Here is a 16,517-nt window from a genome sequence, read left to right on the forward strand (position 1 = left end):
TTGATCAAGGATTGAAGATGAATCGCAGCGGCTCGGCCGACTTCCCGGCTTCGATCGTCACTTGCTTCTTCTGGGCCTGGCTGGGGTCGGTGTCGGGCACCGCGGTGATCACGTGCTCTCCGGCGGCGATTTCATGCCCGTTGATGGGCGGATAGTCGAGGAACTCGCCATCGACGTAGATCTTGCAGTTTGAAGGCTCCGCCTGGACCGTGAGCAAGCCGACGCCGGGCCAAGCTTGTTTCAGGGCGATCGTCTTGGAGCCGGTGATTTGGACGCTCCGGGTTGTGGAGAAGAAAACCTTGGAGCTCTTGAACGTGAGGTTGTGCTTCCCTTCCGCCAGCGTCAGGGTGCCGTCCCTGATCGGGATGGGCGTCTTTCCTTCGTACGCTTCGAGCGGAAAGGAAGGCATCGATTCGAGGCGCGCGTAACCGGGGGGAATCTCCGAAAGCCCGACGCCCCCCATCAGGTCAGAGATCTCCTTCCAGGTGCTGTTCTCGTCGAAGTGGCGCACCCACTGCTGGTAGTTCTCCTTGCGAAGCTCGAACGTGTGCGGTTCGCACGCGTTGTATCTCGGCACGACGTAGGGCGTCTTTCCCAATTCCTTGCCATCCATGATGACCTTCGCCCCCCGCGGGTTGGAGTCGATCGGGAGATCTTCCACCTTAGGAGGCAGGTCTAGCATGTCGTATTTAGCCAGCAGGCTCGAGCCCTTGACGAGGATCTTATTCTGGCGGCAACCCAACACCGCCTGGAGGTCGTGCTCATTGCTGTCGCCTTCCGGAAGGATCAGGACCGGGTCCTGCAGCTCGCTGTTGTCCAAGTAGAGATGCGTGCCCGGCTTGACAACAACTTTTGCCTGGTTCTGCGGCTGCTTGGAAAGGGGCGCCGCCGGCGGCTTGGCGATGGCGGGGAAGCCGAACCCTGCCTGCGATTGCTCGGAGACGTGCGCCGCGCCGGCCACCGGCGGCCGGGCGTCCTCCTTGTCGACCTCGTGCACGCTCCGGGGAAACAGGAGCACGGCCGCCAGGAGAATCGTGGTGAACGCAGCGATCTTGAACGGCTGGCCCGCGAAGAAGGGGACTTTCGCCGGCGGAAACCGGCGAAGCCGCGCGGCGGTCCGTTCGAGCGGAACGGGACGCGGCCCCGCTTCTTCCTTGCCCACCTTCAGGGTGGGCGGTCCTGGGGCGATCTTCACCTTGAGGTGGTAGGTGGAGTAGTTATTCATCGCGTCGATGAACTCCGCCCCGGTCTGGAAGCGCTCCGCGGGCTCCTTCGCCAGCGCGCGCTTCAGGATCCCGTCGAAGGCGGGCGGCAGCTTGCCGTTGAGGATGCGGGGCGGGCGCGGCTCCTCGTAGAGAATACGGTAGATGATGGTCGAGATGGTGTCCCCGGAAAACGGCCTCTCCCCGGTGAGCAGCTCGTAGAGGACGACTCCGAGCGAGAAGAAATCGCTCCGGCCGTCCATCGGGCGGCCCGAGATCTGCTCGGGCGACATATAGTTCGGCGTGCCGATCAGGACGCCGGCCTGGGTCAGGTTCGCCTGGGGGGATTTGGCCAGCCCGAAATCGGTGATCTTGAGCAGATCCCCGCCCATGAGCATCAAGTTCGCGGGCTTGATGTCGCGGTGGATGACCTGGTTCTTGTGCGCGTAGTCAAGAGCGGCGCAGGCCTGAGCCATTAGCGCCAGGACCCGCGGCAGAGGAAGGAGGCTGCCCGGACGGGTGCGCGACTCGAGGGTCTCCCCTTCGATGTACTCCATGGCGATGTAGGAGAGGTCCTTCTCCTCCACCACGTCGTAGACCGTAATGATGTTCGGGTGGGTCAGCTTGCCGGCGGCCTGGGCTTCCCGGACGAAGCGGTGGCGGGCCTCCCGAGCTTCCTCGTCGGAGACACCCGGAGGGATGGCGATCGTCTTGATCGCGATTCGCCGGTCGATCTTGGGATCGTGGGCCAGGTAGACCACGCCCATGGCCCCTTTCCCAATCTCCCGGATGATTTCGAAACGTCCGAGCGTCTTGGTATCCATTAACTTTTTATGGCTCTTCTTCAGAGCCGACCGTCCGACGGCGGGTTCCCCCTCTTGGTAGTATTCTAGGTTTGGCAGAGAGGAGAGTCAAATAGAAACGGCAGAATTGTTTACGAGGGGTTTTTGAGGCGCGGAAGAGGCCCATTCGAACAGCCAACCGGGCGATTCGTCAGGATTTGGACGGATCGGCCGCCGGGACGATTAGAATCGCGCGCCATGCCGGCGAGCCTCCGAACCCTTTTCCTCAATGGACTCAACCGTGGGCTGAGGACTTCCTGGGTCCTGATCCGGGTCATTCTTCCCACTTACATCGCCGTCGATCTGCTCAAATCGACGCCCATCATCCCCGCCATCGGAAGGGCCTTCGGTCCGATGATGCAGCCCCTCGGGCTGCCCGGCGAAGCGGCGATGGCGCTGGTCCTGGGCCTCCTCGTGAACCTCTACGCCGCCATCGGCGTGCTCGCCCCTTTGGGGCTCACCACCGGGCAGGTTACGGTCTGCGCCCTGATGCTGGGGCTGGCCCACAGCCTGGTCCTCGAGTCGGCCGTCCTGCGCACGCTCGGAACGCGCTACCTGACGCTGACCGTCTACCGGCTGGCGATCGCCCTGCTGGCGGGATTCGCCGCCGCCGCCGTCTTGCCGTGAGGAGGCGGGCGTGGGTCTCCTGAGCACCTGCCTGGCTTCGATCGAGCACGGCGCGCTCTTCTGCCTTAAGCTGCTCGCCTTCCTCCTGCCGATCCTCGTCGCCTACGACATGGCGACCGCCTCCGGGATCTTCCGCGGCGACTCCCCCCGGGCCCGGAGAGTCCTCGCGGCGCTGGGGCTCTCCCCCGCGAGCGGAGCTCCCCTGCTGGCGGGACTCTTTCTGGGAATCGCCTACGGGGCGGGGATCCTGATCCCTGCGGCGCGCCAGGGGAGGCTTTCACGGCGGGAGGTGCTGCGGCTCTGTCTCTTCCTCTGCACCTGTCACGCCATCCCCGAAGACACCCTGATCTTCGTCTTGGCGACCTCCCATGGCGGGTGGCTCGCGGCCGTCCGGCTCTTCGTGACGCTGGTCGCGATCCGGCTGGCGCTCGCCGTCCTCGTGGTCCGTCTCGCCGGACGGTTCGTGCTGCCGCGATTGGAGCCCGAAGGCGCGGCTTGAAAGAGTAGAGGAGAGGAGACGATTGCGCGCGGGCGGCCCAGGGGCTAGGATAAAATCATTCTAAAGGGAGCTGCTGCCGATGAACGTCATCGATTCCACGCCCGAATTCGTCTCCGGCGTCTACCAGCGCATGACCGAGCGGCTCGCCGCCGTTCGCGCGCGCCTGAAGCGCCCGCTGACCTTCGTCGAGAAGATAATCTTCTCCCACCTGAACGACCCGGCGGGACAGGACCTCCGCCCCGGCGAGAGCTATCTCATGCTTCGCCCCGATCGCGTCGCCATGCAGGACGCGACGGCGCAGATGGCTCTGCTCCAGTTCATGGTGGCCGGGCGGCCGAGCGTGGCCGTCCCCACGACCGTCCATTGCGACCACCTGATCCGGGCGCGGGAAGGGGCCGCGGCCGATCTCCACGTCGCCTTCCACGAGAACCAGGAGGTCTACGAGTTCCTGAAGGCGGCGTCGAGCAAGTACGGGATCGGATTCTGGAAGCCGGGGGCCGGGATCATCCATCAGGTCATCCTGGAGAATTACGCCTTCCCGGGCGGGCTGCTGATCGGCACCGATTCGCACACGCCGAACGCCGGCGGCCTGGGGATGCTCTCGTGCGGGGTGGGCGGCGCCGATGCGGTCGACGTGATGGCGGGATTCCCCTGGGAGGTGCTCTATCCCAAGCTGATCGGCGTCCGCCTCACGGGATCCCCGAGCGGCTGGACCGCGCCGAAGGACGTGATTCTCCACCTCTGCGGGCTGCTGACGACCGAAGGCGGGACGAACCGCGTCCTCGAGTACTTCGGCCCCGGCACGCGCTCGATCAGCTGCACCGGGAAAGCCACCATCACGAACATGGGCGCGGAGCTGGGCGCAACCGGCTCCGTCTTCCCCTTCGACGACCGGATGGAGGCCTATCTGAGGGGGACCTGGCGCGGCGCCCAAGCCGATCTGGCGAAACAGCGCGCCGACATGCTCCGGGCCGATCCCGAGGTGGAGGAGCGCCCCGAGCGCTTCTTCGACCGCGTCGTCGAGATCGATCTTGCGAAACTGGAGCCCTACCTGGTGGGGCCGCATCGTCCGGACCTGGCGCGCAAGGTCTCCGAGGTCAAGGCGGCGGTGAAAAAGGAGGGCTACCCGGAGCGCCTTTCCGTGGCGCTTGTCGGGTCCTGCACTAATTCCTCCTACGAGGACATCGAGCGCGCCGCCGACGTGGCGAAGCAGGCGATCGCGCATCACGCCAAGGTCCCCATCCCGCTGCTGGTCACGCCCGGCTCGGAGCAAATCCGGGCGACCATCGAGCGCGACGGGCAGATGGCGATCCTGCGCAGCGTCGGGGCGAAGGTCCTCGCCAACGCCTGCGGGCCGTGCATCGGCCAATGGCACCGCGACGACATCGTCCTCAGGCCGGAGGGACAGCGGAAGAACGCCATCATCACCTCCTTCAACCGGAACTTCCCGAAGCGCAACGACGGCATCGCCGAGACGATGGCCTTCATGGGGAGCCCGGAAATCGTCATGGCTTACGGCTTGTCGGGCCGCCTGGATTTCAATCCCCTGACCGACGAGATCCAGGGACCCGACGGGAAGCCCTGGAAGCTCTCTCCCCCGAAGCCGGCCCCCGACCTCCCGGCGAAGGGATTCGTGCGGGACGAGAGCGGCTACGTGCCTCCCGCCGACGGCGCGGCCGCCGCGGCGGTGGCGATCGATCCCGGAAGCGACCGGCTCCAGGCGCTTTCCCCGTTCCCGGCCTGGGACGGCAAGGATCTCCTCGACCTGCCGGTGATCCTCAAGGCGAAAGGCCCTTGCACGACCGACCACATCTCCCCGGCCGGTCCGTGGCTGCGCTATCGAGGACACCTCGACAAGATCAGCGACAATCTCTTCGCCGGAGCGATCAACGCTTTCACCCCGGAGCCGGGAACGGGAATCGATCCGATCAGCGGAGCGCCGGCGAAGCTCGCGGCGATCGCCCGCCATCTCAAGAGCCTGGGCCGCAAGTGGGTCGCCGCCGGCGACGTCAATTACGGCGAGGGAAGCAGCCGGGAGCACGCCGCGATGTCGCCCCGGCACCTCGGGTGCGCGGCGATCCTCGCCCGCTCCTTCGCCCGCATCCACGAATCGAACCTCAAGAAGCAGGGGGTGCTTCCCCTGACTTTCGCCGATCCCGCCTTCTACGACCGGATTCGTCCGGGCGACGAAGTGAGCTTTCTCGGACTGTCGGGGCTGGCGCCGGGAGCGCCGCTGGAGGCGAAGCTGCGGCACCAGGACGGCGCCGTAGAGAGCTTCCGGCTGAACCACACCCTGAACCCCGAGCAGATCGAATGGTTCAAGGCGGGCTCGGCCCTGAATCTTCTCCGGCTGAGAGAAGCGGCGAGGTCCTAATCGACGGCGATGGGGAGACGTTCAGGAGAGTCAGGCGGTCCGTGAGAGCAGGGCGTCGTAGGGGTTCGGAATGGCCTGTTCCCGGAAGCGCCGCGTCACGCGCTCGGCGTCATAATCGAATCTCCGGAAATTGACGTCGATGCCCTTGCCGATGTTTCCCGTGTAAATCACCGTATAGCCCGTCCGCGGATCGGAATCGAGAGGCATGCCGACGCTTCCGACGCAGATGAAGTGGTGGGTCCGGACCTGCCGGTGGAAGTGCTTGTGGGTGTGGCCGAACAGGATGACGTCCGCCTCCGACGCCTTCGAGTATTCCCGGAAGGTCAGCTCGTCCGAGTCCTCGTAGAGATACATGGTGTTGTCCAGCGGATTGGCGTGGTAGAGCGCGAACGACATCCCCCCCTCCTGGAACCGCTGCTCAAAGGGGAGGTTGCCGAGGATGTTCCGGCTGATCGCGTTGACGTGCGACGCCGTCCACGGGTATGAGATCCGGGCCGCCTCCATCAGGCGGGGATCGCCGTGGATGGCCCCGGGATCCTCGCCCCCGCAGGAGACGTTCTCGTCCCAATTGCCCCGTACGCCGCCCAGGCCGGCGCTTCGGAGCAACTGGATCACTTCGTCCGGGAAGGGGCCGTAGCCGACGAGATCTCCGGAATGGAAGATCCGGTCGTATCCCTCCTTCCGCGCTTCGGCGAGGCATTTCTCCAGGGCCGGAAGGTTGGCGTGGATGTCTCCGAGGATGATCAGCTTCATGATGGCGTGACGATAGCAGAGCCTGCCAAGCGGTTCAACCGGTCGCGACCCTAGCGGGCGATCGGGATCGAGAAGAAGAAAACGCTCCCGGAGCCCGGCCGGCTCTCGACCCAGATCTCTCCCCCGTGCGCCTCGACCAGGAACTTGGAGATCGAAAGCCCAAGCCCGGTGCCCCCGGCGGATCGCGTGTTCAGGCTCTCGGCCTGATGGAACTTCTCGAAGATCCGCTTCAGATCCTTGCGGGGGATCCCCACGCCGTTGTCCGACACGGAGGCTTGCAGGACGCGCCGCCCCCCGGTGCGATCCCCCGGCGGCTCGGCCCGGATGGCCAGCTCGACCCGGCCCCCCGTGGGCGTGAACTTGAGGGCGTTGGAGAGCAGGTTGTCGAACACCTGGCGGAGCCGCTCCGGGTCGGCGTGCACCGGCGGGCAGGAAGCGGGCAGCGACTCCAGAAGCGCGACCTCCTTCAGCCGGTAGCGGGCCCGGAACTGATCCATCGCGGCGCGGGCCGCCTCGGCCAGCGAGCAGCGGCGGAACCTCATGGAGAGCCGGCCCGACTCGATCTCCGACATGTCCAGGAGATCCTCGACGAGGCCGACGAGATGGCCCGTTTCCTCGGTGATGATGCGCAGCATCTTCTCCTGCTTCCGGTTCAGGGCGCCGATCTTCGCCTGCGTGATGACGTCGGTGGCGGCGCGGATGGAGGCGAGAGGCGTCTTCAGCTCGTGGGAGACGCGCGAGATGAAGTCGGACTTCATCCCGCTGAGCCGCTCGTCCTCCTCGGCTCCCTCCTCGAGAATCGCCAGCGTCCCCCAGAAGGTCCCGCCGGCGTCGCGCAACGGGGCCAGCAGCATCTTGACGCCACCGTCCTCCGGCGACGGCAGCCTCAGCACGTCCGTCCGGACCCCCGCATGCCGGGGGCGGCGCATCTTCTGGAGAAGCGGCCGAACCGACCTGCGCCTCCCCAGGCTCTCGAGCGGCCCGGAGCCGGGAAGCCCCAGCATGCGCCGGGCGCTCTCATTGATCAGAAGGATCCTGCCCTGGCAGTCGGTCAGGACGACGCCGGCCACCAGGCTGCTCACGATCAGGGAAAGGCGGGTCCGCTCGGCGCGCAGGTGCTCGCGCAGCGCCGCGACTTTCTTCGTCTTCTCGGCGAGCGCTCGCCTCAGGAAGGCGGGCGACACCGCCGCGCCCGGCTTTTGCTTCTTGAGCGGGGCCGCGGCCGCCGCGGAGAGAGCCGCGTGAGACTTGAGCATCAGAATTCCCGCACCGGCGAACGACGTCAGCTTCCGAAGTAGCTGACCTCGGCGGTGAAAGAGACGACGGGAACGGTTTCCACCGTTCCGGTCTTGAAGTCCCGGATCTCGATCCCCTTGCGCTCTCGATCGGTAGGGGCGTAGAAGCTCCGCGCCAGCCGCGAGAGGCGCTTGCACAGCTCCTCCGAGAGATCTTCGATCTCGTCCTGCTCTCCGGAGAGGAGGATCCGGAATCCGTACGTGTCGACGAACTCCACGCGCCCGTCCTGCGTCTCGGCGTCCACGAAGCTTTCCGCCTCGCGCCGGAGGGTTTCCAGGCTCTCGGCGTACTTGACCTCGCCGTATTTCTTGCGGAAGACATCCATCGAGCGCGCCTCCCAGCGGAGGATGCAGAAGGCGCCCTGCTCCCCCGCCGCGCGCCGGCGCTCCATCTCGTCCTCGAGCGAGCCGCTGCTCGGGGCGCGCACGCCCACCCGGCGCGACAGCAGCCGCTCGACCAGCCCTTCCAGCTCTTTGGCGCTGAACGGCTTCGTGACGTATTCGTCGGCGCCGCAGTCCTTGCCCCAGTACACGTCCTCCCGCTGGCTCTTGGCGGTGAGAAGGATCACCGGAGTGTCGCCGTGGAGCGGATCGGTCTTCACCTTGCGGCAGACCTGGAATCCGTTCTGTTTGGGCATCATGACGTCGAGGATGAGGAGGTCGGGCTTGTCCCGGTAGATCTTCTCCATCGCCTGATCGCCGTCCGCCGCCACCAGCACCTCGTAGCCGAGCGTCTCCAGGTTCATCTGGAGAACCTCCCGGATGCTGGCGCTGTCGTCCGCGACGAGAATTCTGCCCGCCATCCTCACACCTCTCCGCTTTCCGGGTCGGGCCCTTGGCCGCCGGCGATCGCCGGCGAAGCCTGGCCCGAGAGCTGGCTGGTCATCTGCTGCGCGGCCTTCTCCACGAGCTGCACGATTCTCCTCTGCTTCTCCTCGAGCCGCCCGAGCCGCTCGGTCAGGAGCAGCTCGGCCGCGCCTCGGATCGACGTCAGGGGTCCCCGCAAGTCATGACGGACCTGGCGCACGAACTCCTTCGCGATGTCCTCGTGCATCACGGTCGCCGTGAGATCCACGACGAGCGCCGCCGTCTTGGCCCCTCCCGGCGGGCCGGAGAGCGGGGCCGCGGAGACCTGCAGGTAATGGCGGGATTGCCGCTCGAAAGTCACCAGGCGGTTGACGGGCATGCCCGAGCGGCAAGCCTCCAGGAGGATCTTGAAAATCTCGCCCCGGGGAAAGGCGTCCGAAGAGACGGTGTCGGCGGCGAGGCTCCTCACCGGCCCCCCGAGGATTTTCTCGGTCGGAGCGGAGGCGAAGAGGACTTCTCCTCGCGAGTCGAGGACCATCACCGCGGCCGGAATGTCCTCCAGGGCCGCCTCGGGAAGCGATCCGCCCTCACTCCTCAGGACCCGTGCGGAAACCGTCATGGTCTCTTCCTTCCGTGTCCCCGTTCGCGAGACACCTAAGGCTCATCGTTGCAACAGCAAAGGGTGTGCCATGGCCCGCGCGCTCGGAGCTTTCTCGTAACCTGCTCAAGCAAAAGAAAGTTCTCCGCGCGCCGGGGCCGGCTCACTCGATCGCGGTGACAATGAATTGCCAGGAAGTGCCAATCTCTGTCGGCGCTTTGACGGAAGGCGCGCGACGAAGAGTCCAAGGATAGTTCAGGGAAGGACCGGCGGCCGGGGCCGGCCTGGTGTGGCGTCTCGATCAGGGGGACGGACGCAGCGCGGCGAGCACGCTTTCATCCGCGATCGGCAGGGTGTAATCCTCTCCGCGGCGCGCCATCGCGCCGATCTCCCGCGGCAGGGCGTAGCGCAGCTCTCCCCGGCGGGCCTTCTTGTCGGTCCGGGCGGCGGCGAGGAGCTGGGCGGGGGAGAGGCCGCGGGGCAGCGAGGTCGGAAGCCCGAGTCGATCCAGCAACGCTTCGAGCCGCTCGGCGTCCCGGCGGCCCAGGAGCCCGGCGCGGCAGGCCACACGTGCTTCGAGGACCATCCCCACGGCCACCGCCTCGCCGTGCGGCAGCCGGTAGCGGAGGCGATGCTCCAGGGCGTGGCCGAGGGTGTGGCCGAAGTTCAGGACGGCGCGCCGATGCGCCTCCCGCTCGTCGGCCTCGACGATTCTCGCCTTGACGCGGCAGCAGGCGGCCACGAGCTGGGCGAGAGCATTCGGCCGGCGCCGAAGCAGCGGGCGGACGGAGCCCTCGATCCTCCCGAAGAGCGCCGCGTCCCCCACGACGGCCGTCTTCACCGCCTCGGCGAGCCCGGAGCGGAACTCCCGCTCCGGCAGGGTGGCGAGCGTGGCCACGTCGGCGAACACGGCGGCGGGGGCGTGGAAGGCGCCGATCAGGTTCTTGCCGCGCGGATGATCCACGGCCGTCTTTCCTCCGACCGCGGCATCGATCATCGCCAGGAGGGTAGTGGGGACGGGAATGAAGGGAACTCCCCGCAAGTAGGTGGCGGCCGTGAACCCCGCGAGATCGCAGACGACCCCGCCGCCGAGCGCCACGACGGCGCAATCGCGTCCGCCCCCGTGCGCCAGCATCCGATCCTCCAGCCTCCCCTTCATCTCGCGGCTCTTGGATCGCTCGCCGGCGGGGACGGTCAGGAGGACCGCGTCGAGCCCCGCCCGCTTCAGCCGCGCGAGACTGGCGCGGCCGTACAGGGGGCCGACGTGGCTGTCGGTGATCAAAAAATAGCGGTGGGCCGGAACGCTGGCGCGAAGGCGCCGGGGGAGCGCCGCCAAAAGGCCGCTTCCGACGTGGACGAAGCAGGAGCGCGGCGCGATCGGCCGCGGGCGGATCCGGATCCGACGAAGCGGCGGGCTAATGGTTCCCTTTCAGGGAGGGGAGCTGCTCCAGGTATTCCTCCACCAGCTGCCGGTGCTTGACGTCGTCGAGCGAGGTCCGAATCACCTTCCCGGCGGCGTCCAGGGCGACCTGGACGACGGTTTTTTTCAGCTCGACGACGGCCTGCTTCGTCTCGAACTCGATCTGCTTGCGTCCCTGCTCCAGGACGGCGGCCGAGTCGGCGCGCGCCTTGGCCAGGATCTCGGCGCGTATCTTCTCCGCTTCTTTCTGGCCTTCCGAGACGATGCGCGCCACCTCCACGCGGGCCTGGGCCAGCAGCTCCTTGTGCTTCGCCAGGGCCTCGTCGGCCGTCTGCCGGGCGCGCTTCGACTCCTCCAGGGCCTCGCGGATCGTCTTTTCCCGATCGTCGATGATCGTCAGGATCGGCTTCCAGGCGACCCGCTTCAGGATGAAGGCCAGAAGCAGGAACGTGACGATCGTCCAGATGATGAGCCCGGGCTCGGGCTTGATCAGATCCATGCGATTTCGCTCCTAGGCCTTCATGAAGACCATCAGGATGCAGATGGCCAGCCCGAAGAAAGTCGCCCCCTCGATCAGAGCGGCGGCGATGATCATGGAAGTGCGGATGTCGTTGGCGGACTGGGGCTGCCGCGCCGTGCCCTCCATGGCGGAGGCCGCGAGCTTGCCGATCCCCCCGGCGCCGCCGATGACGGAGAGTCCCGCCCCGATGCCCGCCGCGAGGTGAGCCAGCGAATTCGGTCCGAGTTCCATCTCTCTTTTCTCCTTTCCCTGTGAAGGTTGGGTGAGCGACCCGTCCTAGTGAGGATGCACCGACATCCCGATGAACAGGGAGGTCAGCATCGTGAAAATGTAAGCCTGGATGAAAGCCACCAAGAGCTCGAGAAAATTGATGAACAGCGCGAAGCCGACGGAGACCGGCGCGACCCAGGCCGTGCCGAGGATGAAAATCAGTCCGAGCAGCGACAGGATGACGATGTGCCCGCCGAGCATGTTGGCGAAAAGCCGGACGCACAGCGTGACCGGCTTGATCAGCATTCCGGCGATCTCGACCGGGATCATCAAAGGCAGCAGCCACAGGGGGACGCCGTGAGGAACGAGGTTCCTGAAGTGCCTCAAGACGCCATACTCGCGGATTCCGGCGGCCTGGATCATCACGAACGCGATCAGCGCCAGCGCCAGGGTCACGCTGATGTTCCCCGTGGCGGTCGCGCCCAGGGGAACCAGGCCCAGGAGATTGCAGATCAGGATGAACAGGAAGGTTGTGAGCAGGTAAGGCACGAAGCGGGCGCCGTGCTTGCCGATGTTCGGGACGGCCAGCTCATCGCGGATGAAGAGGATCGCCATCTCGATCAGGTGGCCGAGCCTTCCGGGCGAATGGCGGTGGATGCGCGCGGCCAGGATTCCGACGACCAGGAGAATCGCCGAAGCGATCCACATCATCACGACGTACTTGGTGATCGAGAGATCGAACCCGAACAGGTGGATTTCAGGAAGAGGAACGTGGAACCCGAAGATATCGAGCGTATGGGAGTCGAGGAGGTGCTCGAGGATCATGTGCCCTGCGTCGACCTTCTCGCCGCCGGCGTGCTCCGCGGCGGCCGCGGCCGCATGCCCGGCGCCGCCCGGCTCGGCGGTCTTCGTGGCCTCCTGGGCGAGAAGTGTGAACAAGGACGCCATCGGAATCACCTCGACGCCACGCCGATACGGCGGACCGTCCGGATTTCCAGGACCTGGCAGAGGACGTAGTAGAAGAAGAGGGCCGCCACGAACGGGGCGGGCGGCAGCCTGGTCGCCGCCACCACCGCGGCGAGGGCCGAAAGGAAAATCGCCATGCGTCCCAGCAGGCTTCCCACGATCGCGGCGAGAAAGACTTTCTGCGGCTTCTGGAACGCCCAGATCTGCAGCGCCGTCCCCGCCAGGGCCAGCGCGATCGCGAGGCCCGCTCCCAGGGCCGCGCTGAGCACGCCGCGCGGGCCGGACAGAGCGTGAGCCGCGAGCCAGGCGAGCGGCGCGAAGGCGGCCGCCGTCCCGAGGAGCGCGCCCAGGGCGCGCCAGGTTTCCTTGCGGCTCACTCCGAATCCCCCTTGCTCTTTTTCGATTGCGACAGCACGGCGCTGAAGAACTGCACGAATCCCAGGGCGATCCCCAAGAACAGGCCGGTCACCAGGAGCCAGGGGCCGGTGCCGAGCCGCCGGTCAAGCCACCACCCGCCCACGCTCCCCGCCATGACGAGCACCGCCAGAACCAGCCCCAGATTGAGAAGGGGCGCAGCCTTCGTCATCGCTCTCGCGAAGGCGCTCTGATCGCGGTCTTCCGTCATTGCTTGCCGGCGGCCTTATAAGCTCATCAGCGATCGCCGGGTGAATTCCAGGAGCGCCTGGGGCCGCAATCCCACCAATAGGTTGAACGCCAGGCAGATGCCGGTCGCGGCCACCAGCCAGGGCGAGACGGCGTAGCGCACCGTATCGGCCGGCTCCTTCAGGTACATCATCACGACGACGCGCAGGTAGTAGAAGGCCGACACGACGCTATTGATCACCATGACGACCGCGAGCCATCCGAAGTGCGCCTTCATCGCCGCCGAGAAGAGGTAGTACTTCCCGATGAAACCGGCCGTGGCGGGAATCCCGGCGAGCGACAGCATGAACACCAGCATCGAGAAGGCCGCCATGGGGCTGCGCTGCTGGAGGCCCGAGAAGTCGACGACCCGGTCGCCCGCGAGGTTCTCGCGGCGCAGCATCACGACCAGCGCGAACGCCCCGATGTTGATGAAGGTGTAGACCATCAGGTAGAGGATCACCGACATCTGGCCCCACTGCTGCGCCTCGACGTCGGCGCGCGACATGGCGACGAGCCCCACGAGGATGTAGCCGGCGTGGGCGATGCTGGAGTAGGCCAGCATCCGCTTCATGTTGTCCTGCAGGAGGGCCGTGACGTTCCCCAGCGTCATGCTCGCGACCGCCATGACCGACAGCAGCAGCGTCCATTGATCCCGGAGCGCCTGGAAGGCCACGGCGTAGATCCGGACGAAGATGACGAAAGCGGCCGCCTTCGAGGCGGTGGAGATGAACGCGGTGACGGCGGTCGGCGCCCCCTCGTAGGCGTCGGGCACCCAGCTGTGGAAAGGCACCGCCGCGACCTTGAAGCCGAGCGCCACCGTCAGCAGGACCATCGCCAGGAGGAGCATCCGTGACGGGGATCCCTGGGCCGCGACGACCGCGCCGATCTCGTAGAGGTTCGTCGTTCCGGTCACGGCGTAGATCAGTGAGATGCCGTAGACGAAAACCCCGGTGGAGAAAGCCCCCAGAAGGAAATACTTCATCGCCGCCTCGTTCGACTTCCGGTTCCCCCGGAGAAACCCGACGAGGATGTAGATGGAGATGGCCATCAGCTCCAGCCCGACGAACACGGTGATCAGGTCGGCCGCCGACGCCATGAACATCATCCCCACGACGGAGAAGAAGATCAGGCTGTAGTACTCGCCCGACTGGATGCCCTCGATGTCCAGGTAGCGGATCGAGATCAGGATGCTCAGCAGCGCCCCGGTGAGGAACACCGCCTTGAAGAAGAGGCCGAAATTGTCCAGGACGATGAGGTTTCCGAAATAGAGCAGGCTGGAGTCCTGGAAGGCGGCGAAGCCGTGCTGGTAGTAGTACGAGAAGACCACCCCCAGGGTCAGCATGCAGCCTCCCGCGGCCAGCCCTCCCACCCACCTCTTGATGCCTGGAACGACCGACATCATCAGCAAAATGAAGGCATAGAGGGTCAGCAGCATCTCCGGCCGGATGGCGTAGAGGCTGGGGAGGATGTCGCTAGTCATGCAACTTCTCCGCCGGGACGGGTGCGGCGTTCTTCGTCACAGCGCCAGCGGGCACGGCGCCGGCGGGCAGGACGGGAGCGGGCGACGCGGGGCGCGCCCCGGCCGCGGAGGCGGTCCGTTCTGCCGTGTCGCTGACCTGCGCCACCAGGCGCTGGACCGACGGCTGGAGCATGTTCATGAACGGCGCCGGGTAGAGGCCGATCCAGAACGCCAGGACCACCAGCGGGGCGAGGGTCATGATCTCGCGGAAGTTCAGGTCCTTCAGCACCTGGTTCTCCGGCTTGTCCAGCTTGCCGAACATCGTCCTCTGGTAGAGCCAGAGCATGTAGGCCGCGCCGAGGACGATCCCGAAGACGGCGCAGACGACCCAGAACTTCGGCGAGAAGATCAAGGCCTTGCTGGTGAAGGGAAGCGGGACACTGAACCCGAGGGGGATCTGCCAGGCGCCGACCAAGATGGTGAACTCCCCGATGAAGCCGTTCAGCGCCGGAAGCCCGATGGAGGAAAGCGTCATGATCATGAAGAGCGTCGCGTAGATCGGGAGCTGCTTGGAGAGCCCGCCGAAGTCCGAGATCATCCGGGTGTGCCGCCGCTCGTAGATCAGCCCGACGATCAGGAAGAGCGCGCCCGTCGAGATCCCGTGGTTGATCATCTGGAGGATTCCGCCGTTGATGCCGTTCTCGTTCAGCGCGAAGATGCCGAGCATGCAGAAGCCGAGGTGGCTCACCGAGGAGTAGGCCACCAGCTTCTTCCAGTCCTTCTGCACCATCGCCACCATCGCCCCGTAGAGGATGCCGATGACGGAGAGCGCCAGGACCCAGGGAAGGTAGTGCCGGGTCGCGTAGGGCAGGATCGGCAGCGAGAAGCGGACGAAGCCGTACGTCCCCATCTTCAGCAGGACGCCCGCCAGGATGACCGAGCCGGCCGTCGGAGCCTCGACATGGGCGTCGGGAAGCCAGGTGTGGAACGGGAACATCGGCACCTTGATGGCGAAGCCGACGAAGAAGGCGAGGAAGATCCACTTGGAGAGCGCCAGCCACGCCGGCGCCGTCTCCCGGCCCATCTCCATCAGGGTCACGACGTCGAACGTGTAGTTTCCCGTCGCCTGGCCGTGATAGAAGTAGAGCGCCAGGATCCCCAGGAGCATCAGCACGGAGCCCAGCAGGGTGTACAGGAAGAACTTGATGGCGGCGTAGAGCTTCCGCGGCCCGCCCCAGACCCCGATCAGGAAGTACATCGGCACCAGCATCACTTCCCAGAAGACGTAGAACAGGAAGAAGTCGAGGGCGATGAAGACCCCCAGCATCCCCGTCTGAAGGATCAGCATCATCACGTAATACTCCTTCACCCGTTCCGTGATGGCGGTCCACGACGAGAGGATGGAGAGGAAGCCGAGGAGCGTCGTGAGGAGGATCAGGAGGATCGAGATGCCGTCCACGCCGACGTGGTAATTGGCGCCGATCGAGGGGATCCAGGGGACGTTCGCGGTGAACTGGAAGGCCGGCCCCGAAGGGTTGTAGCGCCAGAAGAGAGGCAGGGAGACCAGCATCCCCAGGAATCCCACGATCGTCGCGTACCAGGCGATGGCCCGCTTCGCTTCGCGGTTGAAGAAGAGCAGGCCCAACGCCCCCAGCAGAGGCAGGAACGTGATGGTGGTCAGGATCCATTGATCGCTCATGGCGCCGGGGACTCCTTTAACGCTTCCAGAAGAGGTAGAGGCTCACGAACAGGAAGATCCCAAAGACGAACACGCTGAGATACGCCTGCACCAGGCCGGTCTGGAGACGGCGGAAGGCGAGGCTCAGCCCTCGGGTCGCGTAAGCCGTCGCGTTCACCAGGCCGTCGACCGCGTATTGGTCGAAGAAGCGGGAGACGTGGCTGAGGCCGACCGTGAAGTGCCGCGAGCCGTTGACCAGACCGTCCACCACCCGCACGTCGAATCCGTGCAGCGCCCGGCAGAGGGCCATGTAGGGCCGCACGACGGCGGCGTGATAGAGCTCGTCGACGTAGTACTTGTTCTCCAGCAGCCGGGCGAGCACCGGGAAGCGCCCGGCGAGGCGCGCCGCAATCTCCGGACGCTGCACGTAGAAGCGATAGGCGAAGAAGATCCCCGCCGCCACGCCCGCCAGCACCAGCGCCATCAGTCCGTACTCCAGCCCCGCCGCCTCCCCCGCCGCCTCGTGGGCCGGGGAAGAAGCCTCGCCGAACACCGGCGCGAGGTAATGCTCGAACCCGTTGAGATCCACCCCGAAGCTCAGGCTCTTCGGGATCCCCACCCA

General features: G+C 66.1%; 17 protein-coding genes. 3 read left to right on the plus strand and 14 right to left on the minus strand.

The genetic code is table 11. The annotated features are described in order from the left end of the window. Positions 1 to 4: 4 nt before the first annotated feature. Positions 5 to 2,026 (minus strand): serine/threonine-protein kinase, encoded by a 2,022-nt coding sequence (locus VGR67_00145; GenBank protein HEV8334814.1) that lies wholly within the window; start codon positions 2,024 to 2,026, stop codon positions 5 to 7. A 216-nt stretch (positions 2,027 to 2,242) separates the two neighbouring features. Here VGR67_00145 and VGR67_00150 point away from each other — a divergent pair, with 216 nt between their 5' ends. From VGR67_00150 to VGR67_00160, 3 genes are all read left to right on the plus strand, one after another. Further along, a complete protein-coding gene (locus tag VGR67_00150; protein HEV8334815.1) occupies positions 2,243 to 2,671 on the plus strand; it encodes a nucleoside recognition domain-containing protein in 429 nt (142 codons plus the stop codon). 10 nt (positions 2,672 to 2,681) lie between these two features. Then, the gene (locus VGR67_00155; GenBank protein HEV8334816.1) at positions 2,682 to 3,170 is read left to right on the plus strand and encodes a hypothetical protein; all 489 of its coding nucleotides are present in this window, start codon (positions 2,682 to 2,684) and stop codon (positions 3,168 to 3,170) included. A 79-nt stretch (positions 3,171 to 3,249) separates the two neighbouring features. Next, a complete protein-coding gene (locus tag VGR67_00160; protein ID HEV8334817.1) occupies positions 3,250 to 5,544 on the plus strand; it encodes an aconitate hydratase in 2,295 nt (764 codons plus the stop codon). Between the two features lie 30 nt (positions 5,545 to 5,574). Here the strand turns inward: VGR67_00160 and VGR67_00165 are convergent, their stop codons facing one another. From VGR67_00165 to VGR67_00225, 13 genes are all read right to left on the minus strand, one after another. Continuing rightward, the gene (locus VGR67_00165; GenBank protein ID HEV8334818.1) at positions 5,575 to 6,297 is read right to left on the minus strand and encodes a metallophosphoesterase family protein; all 723 of its coding nucleotides are present in this window, start codon (positions 6,295 to 6,297) and stop codon (positions 5,575 to 5,577) included. 50 nt (positions 6,298 to 6,347) lie between these two features. Continuing rightward, a complete protein-coding gene (locus tag VGR67_00170; GenBank protein HEV8334819.1) occupies positions 6,348 to 7,553 on the minus strand; it encodes an ATP-binding protein in 1,206 nt (401 codons plus the stop codon). 26 nt (positions 7,554 to 7,579) lie between these two features. Next, positions 7,580 to 8,395 (minus strand): response regulator, encoded by an 816-nt coding sequence (locus VGR67_00175; GenBank protein HEV8334820.1) that lies wholly within the window; start codon positions 8,393 to 8,395, stop codon positions 7,580 to 7,582. A 2-nt stretch (positions 8,396 to 8,397) separates the two neighbouring features. Then, complete coding sequence (locus VGR67_00180) at positions 8,398 to 9,018, minus strand: histidine kinase dimerization/phospho-acceptor domain-containing protein (GenBank protein ID HEV8334821.1); 621 nt, start codon at positions 9,016 to 9,018, stop codon at positions 8,398 to 8,400. 280 nt (positions 9,019 to 9,298) lie between these two features. Further along, on the minus strand, positions 9,299 to 10,417 hold the full coding sequence (aroB, locus tag VGR67_00185) for a 3-dehydroquinate synthase (GenBank protein HEV8334822.1): 1,119 nt from the start codon (positions 10,415 to 10,417) through the stop codon (positions 9,299 to 9,301). After that, positions 10,413 to 10,916 (minus strand): F0F1 ATP synthase subunit B, encoded by a 504-nt coding sequence (atpF, locus tag VGR67_00190; protein HEV8334823.1) that lies wholly within the window; start codon positions 10,914 to 10,916, stop codon positions 10,413 to 10,415. Before atpF ends, aroB begins: the two co-directional genes overlap by 5 nt. Before the next feature lie 12 nt (positions 10,917 to 10,928). After that, the gene (locus tag VGR67_00195) at positions 10,929 to 11,168 is read right to left on the minus strand and encodes an ATP synthase F0 subunit C (GenBank protein HEV8334824.1); all 240 of its coding nucleotides are present in this window, start codon (positions 11,166 to 11,168) and stop codon (positions 10,929 to 10,931) included. 45 nt (positions 11,169 to 11,213) lie between these two features. After that, entirely contained in the window at positions 11,214 to 12,095 is an 882-nt protein-coding gene (gene atpB, locus VGR67_00200) for a F0F1 ATP synthase subunit A (GenBank protein HEV8334825.1), read from the minus strand. A 5-nt stretch (positions 12,096 to 12,100) separates the two neighbouring features. After that, a complete protein-coding gene (locus VGR67_00205; protein ID HEV8334826.1) occupies positions 12,101 to 12,490 on the minus strand; it encodes a hypothetical protein in 390 nt (129 codons plus the stop codon). Further along, positions 12,487 to 12,699 carry an AtpZ/AtpI family protein gene (locus VGR67_00210; GenBank protein HEV8334827.1) on the minus strand — a complete coding sequence of 71 codons (213 nt, stop codon included), beginning with the start codon at positions 12,697 to 12,699 and terminating at the stop codon, positions 12,487 to 12,489. Before VGR67_00210 ends, VGR67_00205 begins: the two co-directional genes overlap by 4 nt. Positions 12,700 to 12,753: 54 nt before the next feature. Next, positions 12,754 to 14,238: an NADH-quinone oxidoreductase subunit N gene (locus VGR67_00215; protein ID HEV8334828.1), complete on the minus strand. Its 1,485-nt coding sequence runs from the start codon at positions 14,236 to 14,238 to the stop codon at positions 12,754 to 12,756. Further along, a complete protein-coding gene (locus VGR67_00220; protein HEV8334829.1) occupies positions 14,231 to 15,916 on the minus strand; it encodes an NADH-quinone oxidoreductase subunit M in 1,686 nt (561 codons plus the stop codon). The genes VGR67_00215 and VGR67_00220 overlap by 8 nt, the downstream gene beginning before the upstream one ends. Positions 15,917 to 15,932: 16 nt before the next feature. After that, a partial coding sequence (locus VGR67_00225) for an NADH-quinone oxidoreductase subunit L (GenBank protein HEV8334830.1) occupies positions 15,933 to 16,517 on the minus strand: 585 nt, incomplete at its 5' end.

The organism is Candidatus Polarisedimenticolia bacterium, assembly GCA_036004685.1.
Lineage (GTDB): Bacteria > Acidobacteriota > Polarisedimenticolia > Gp22-AA2 > AA152 > DASYRE01.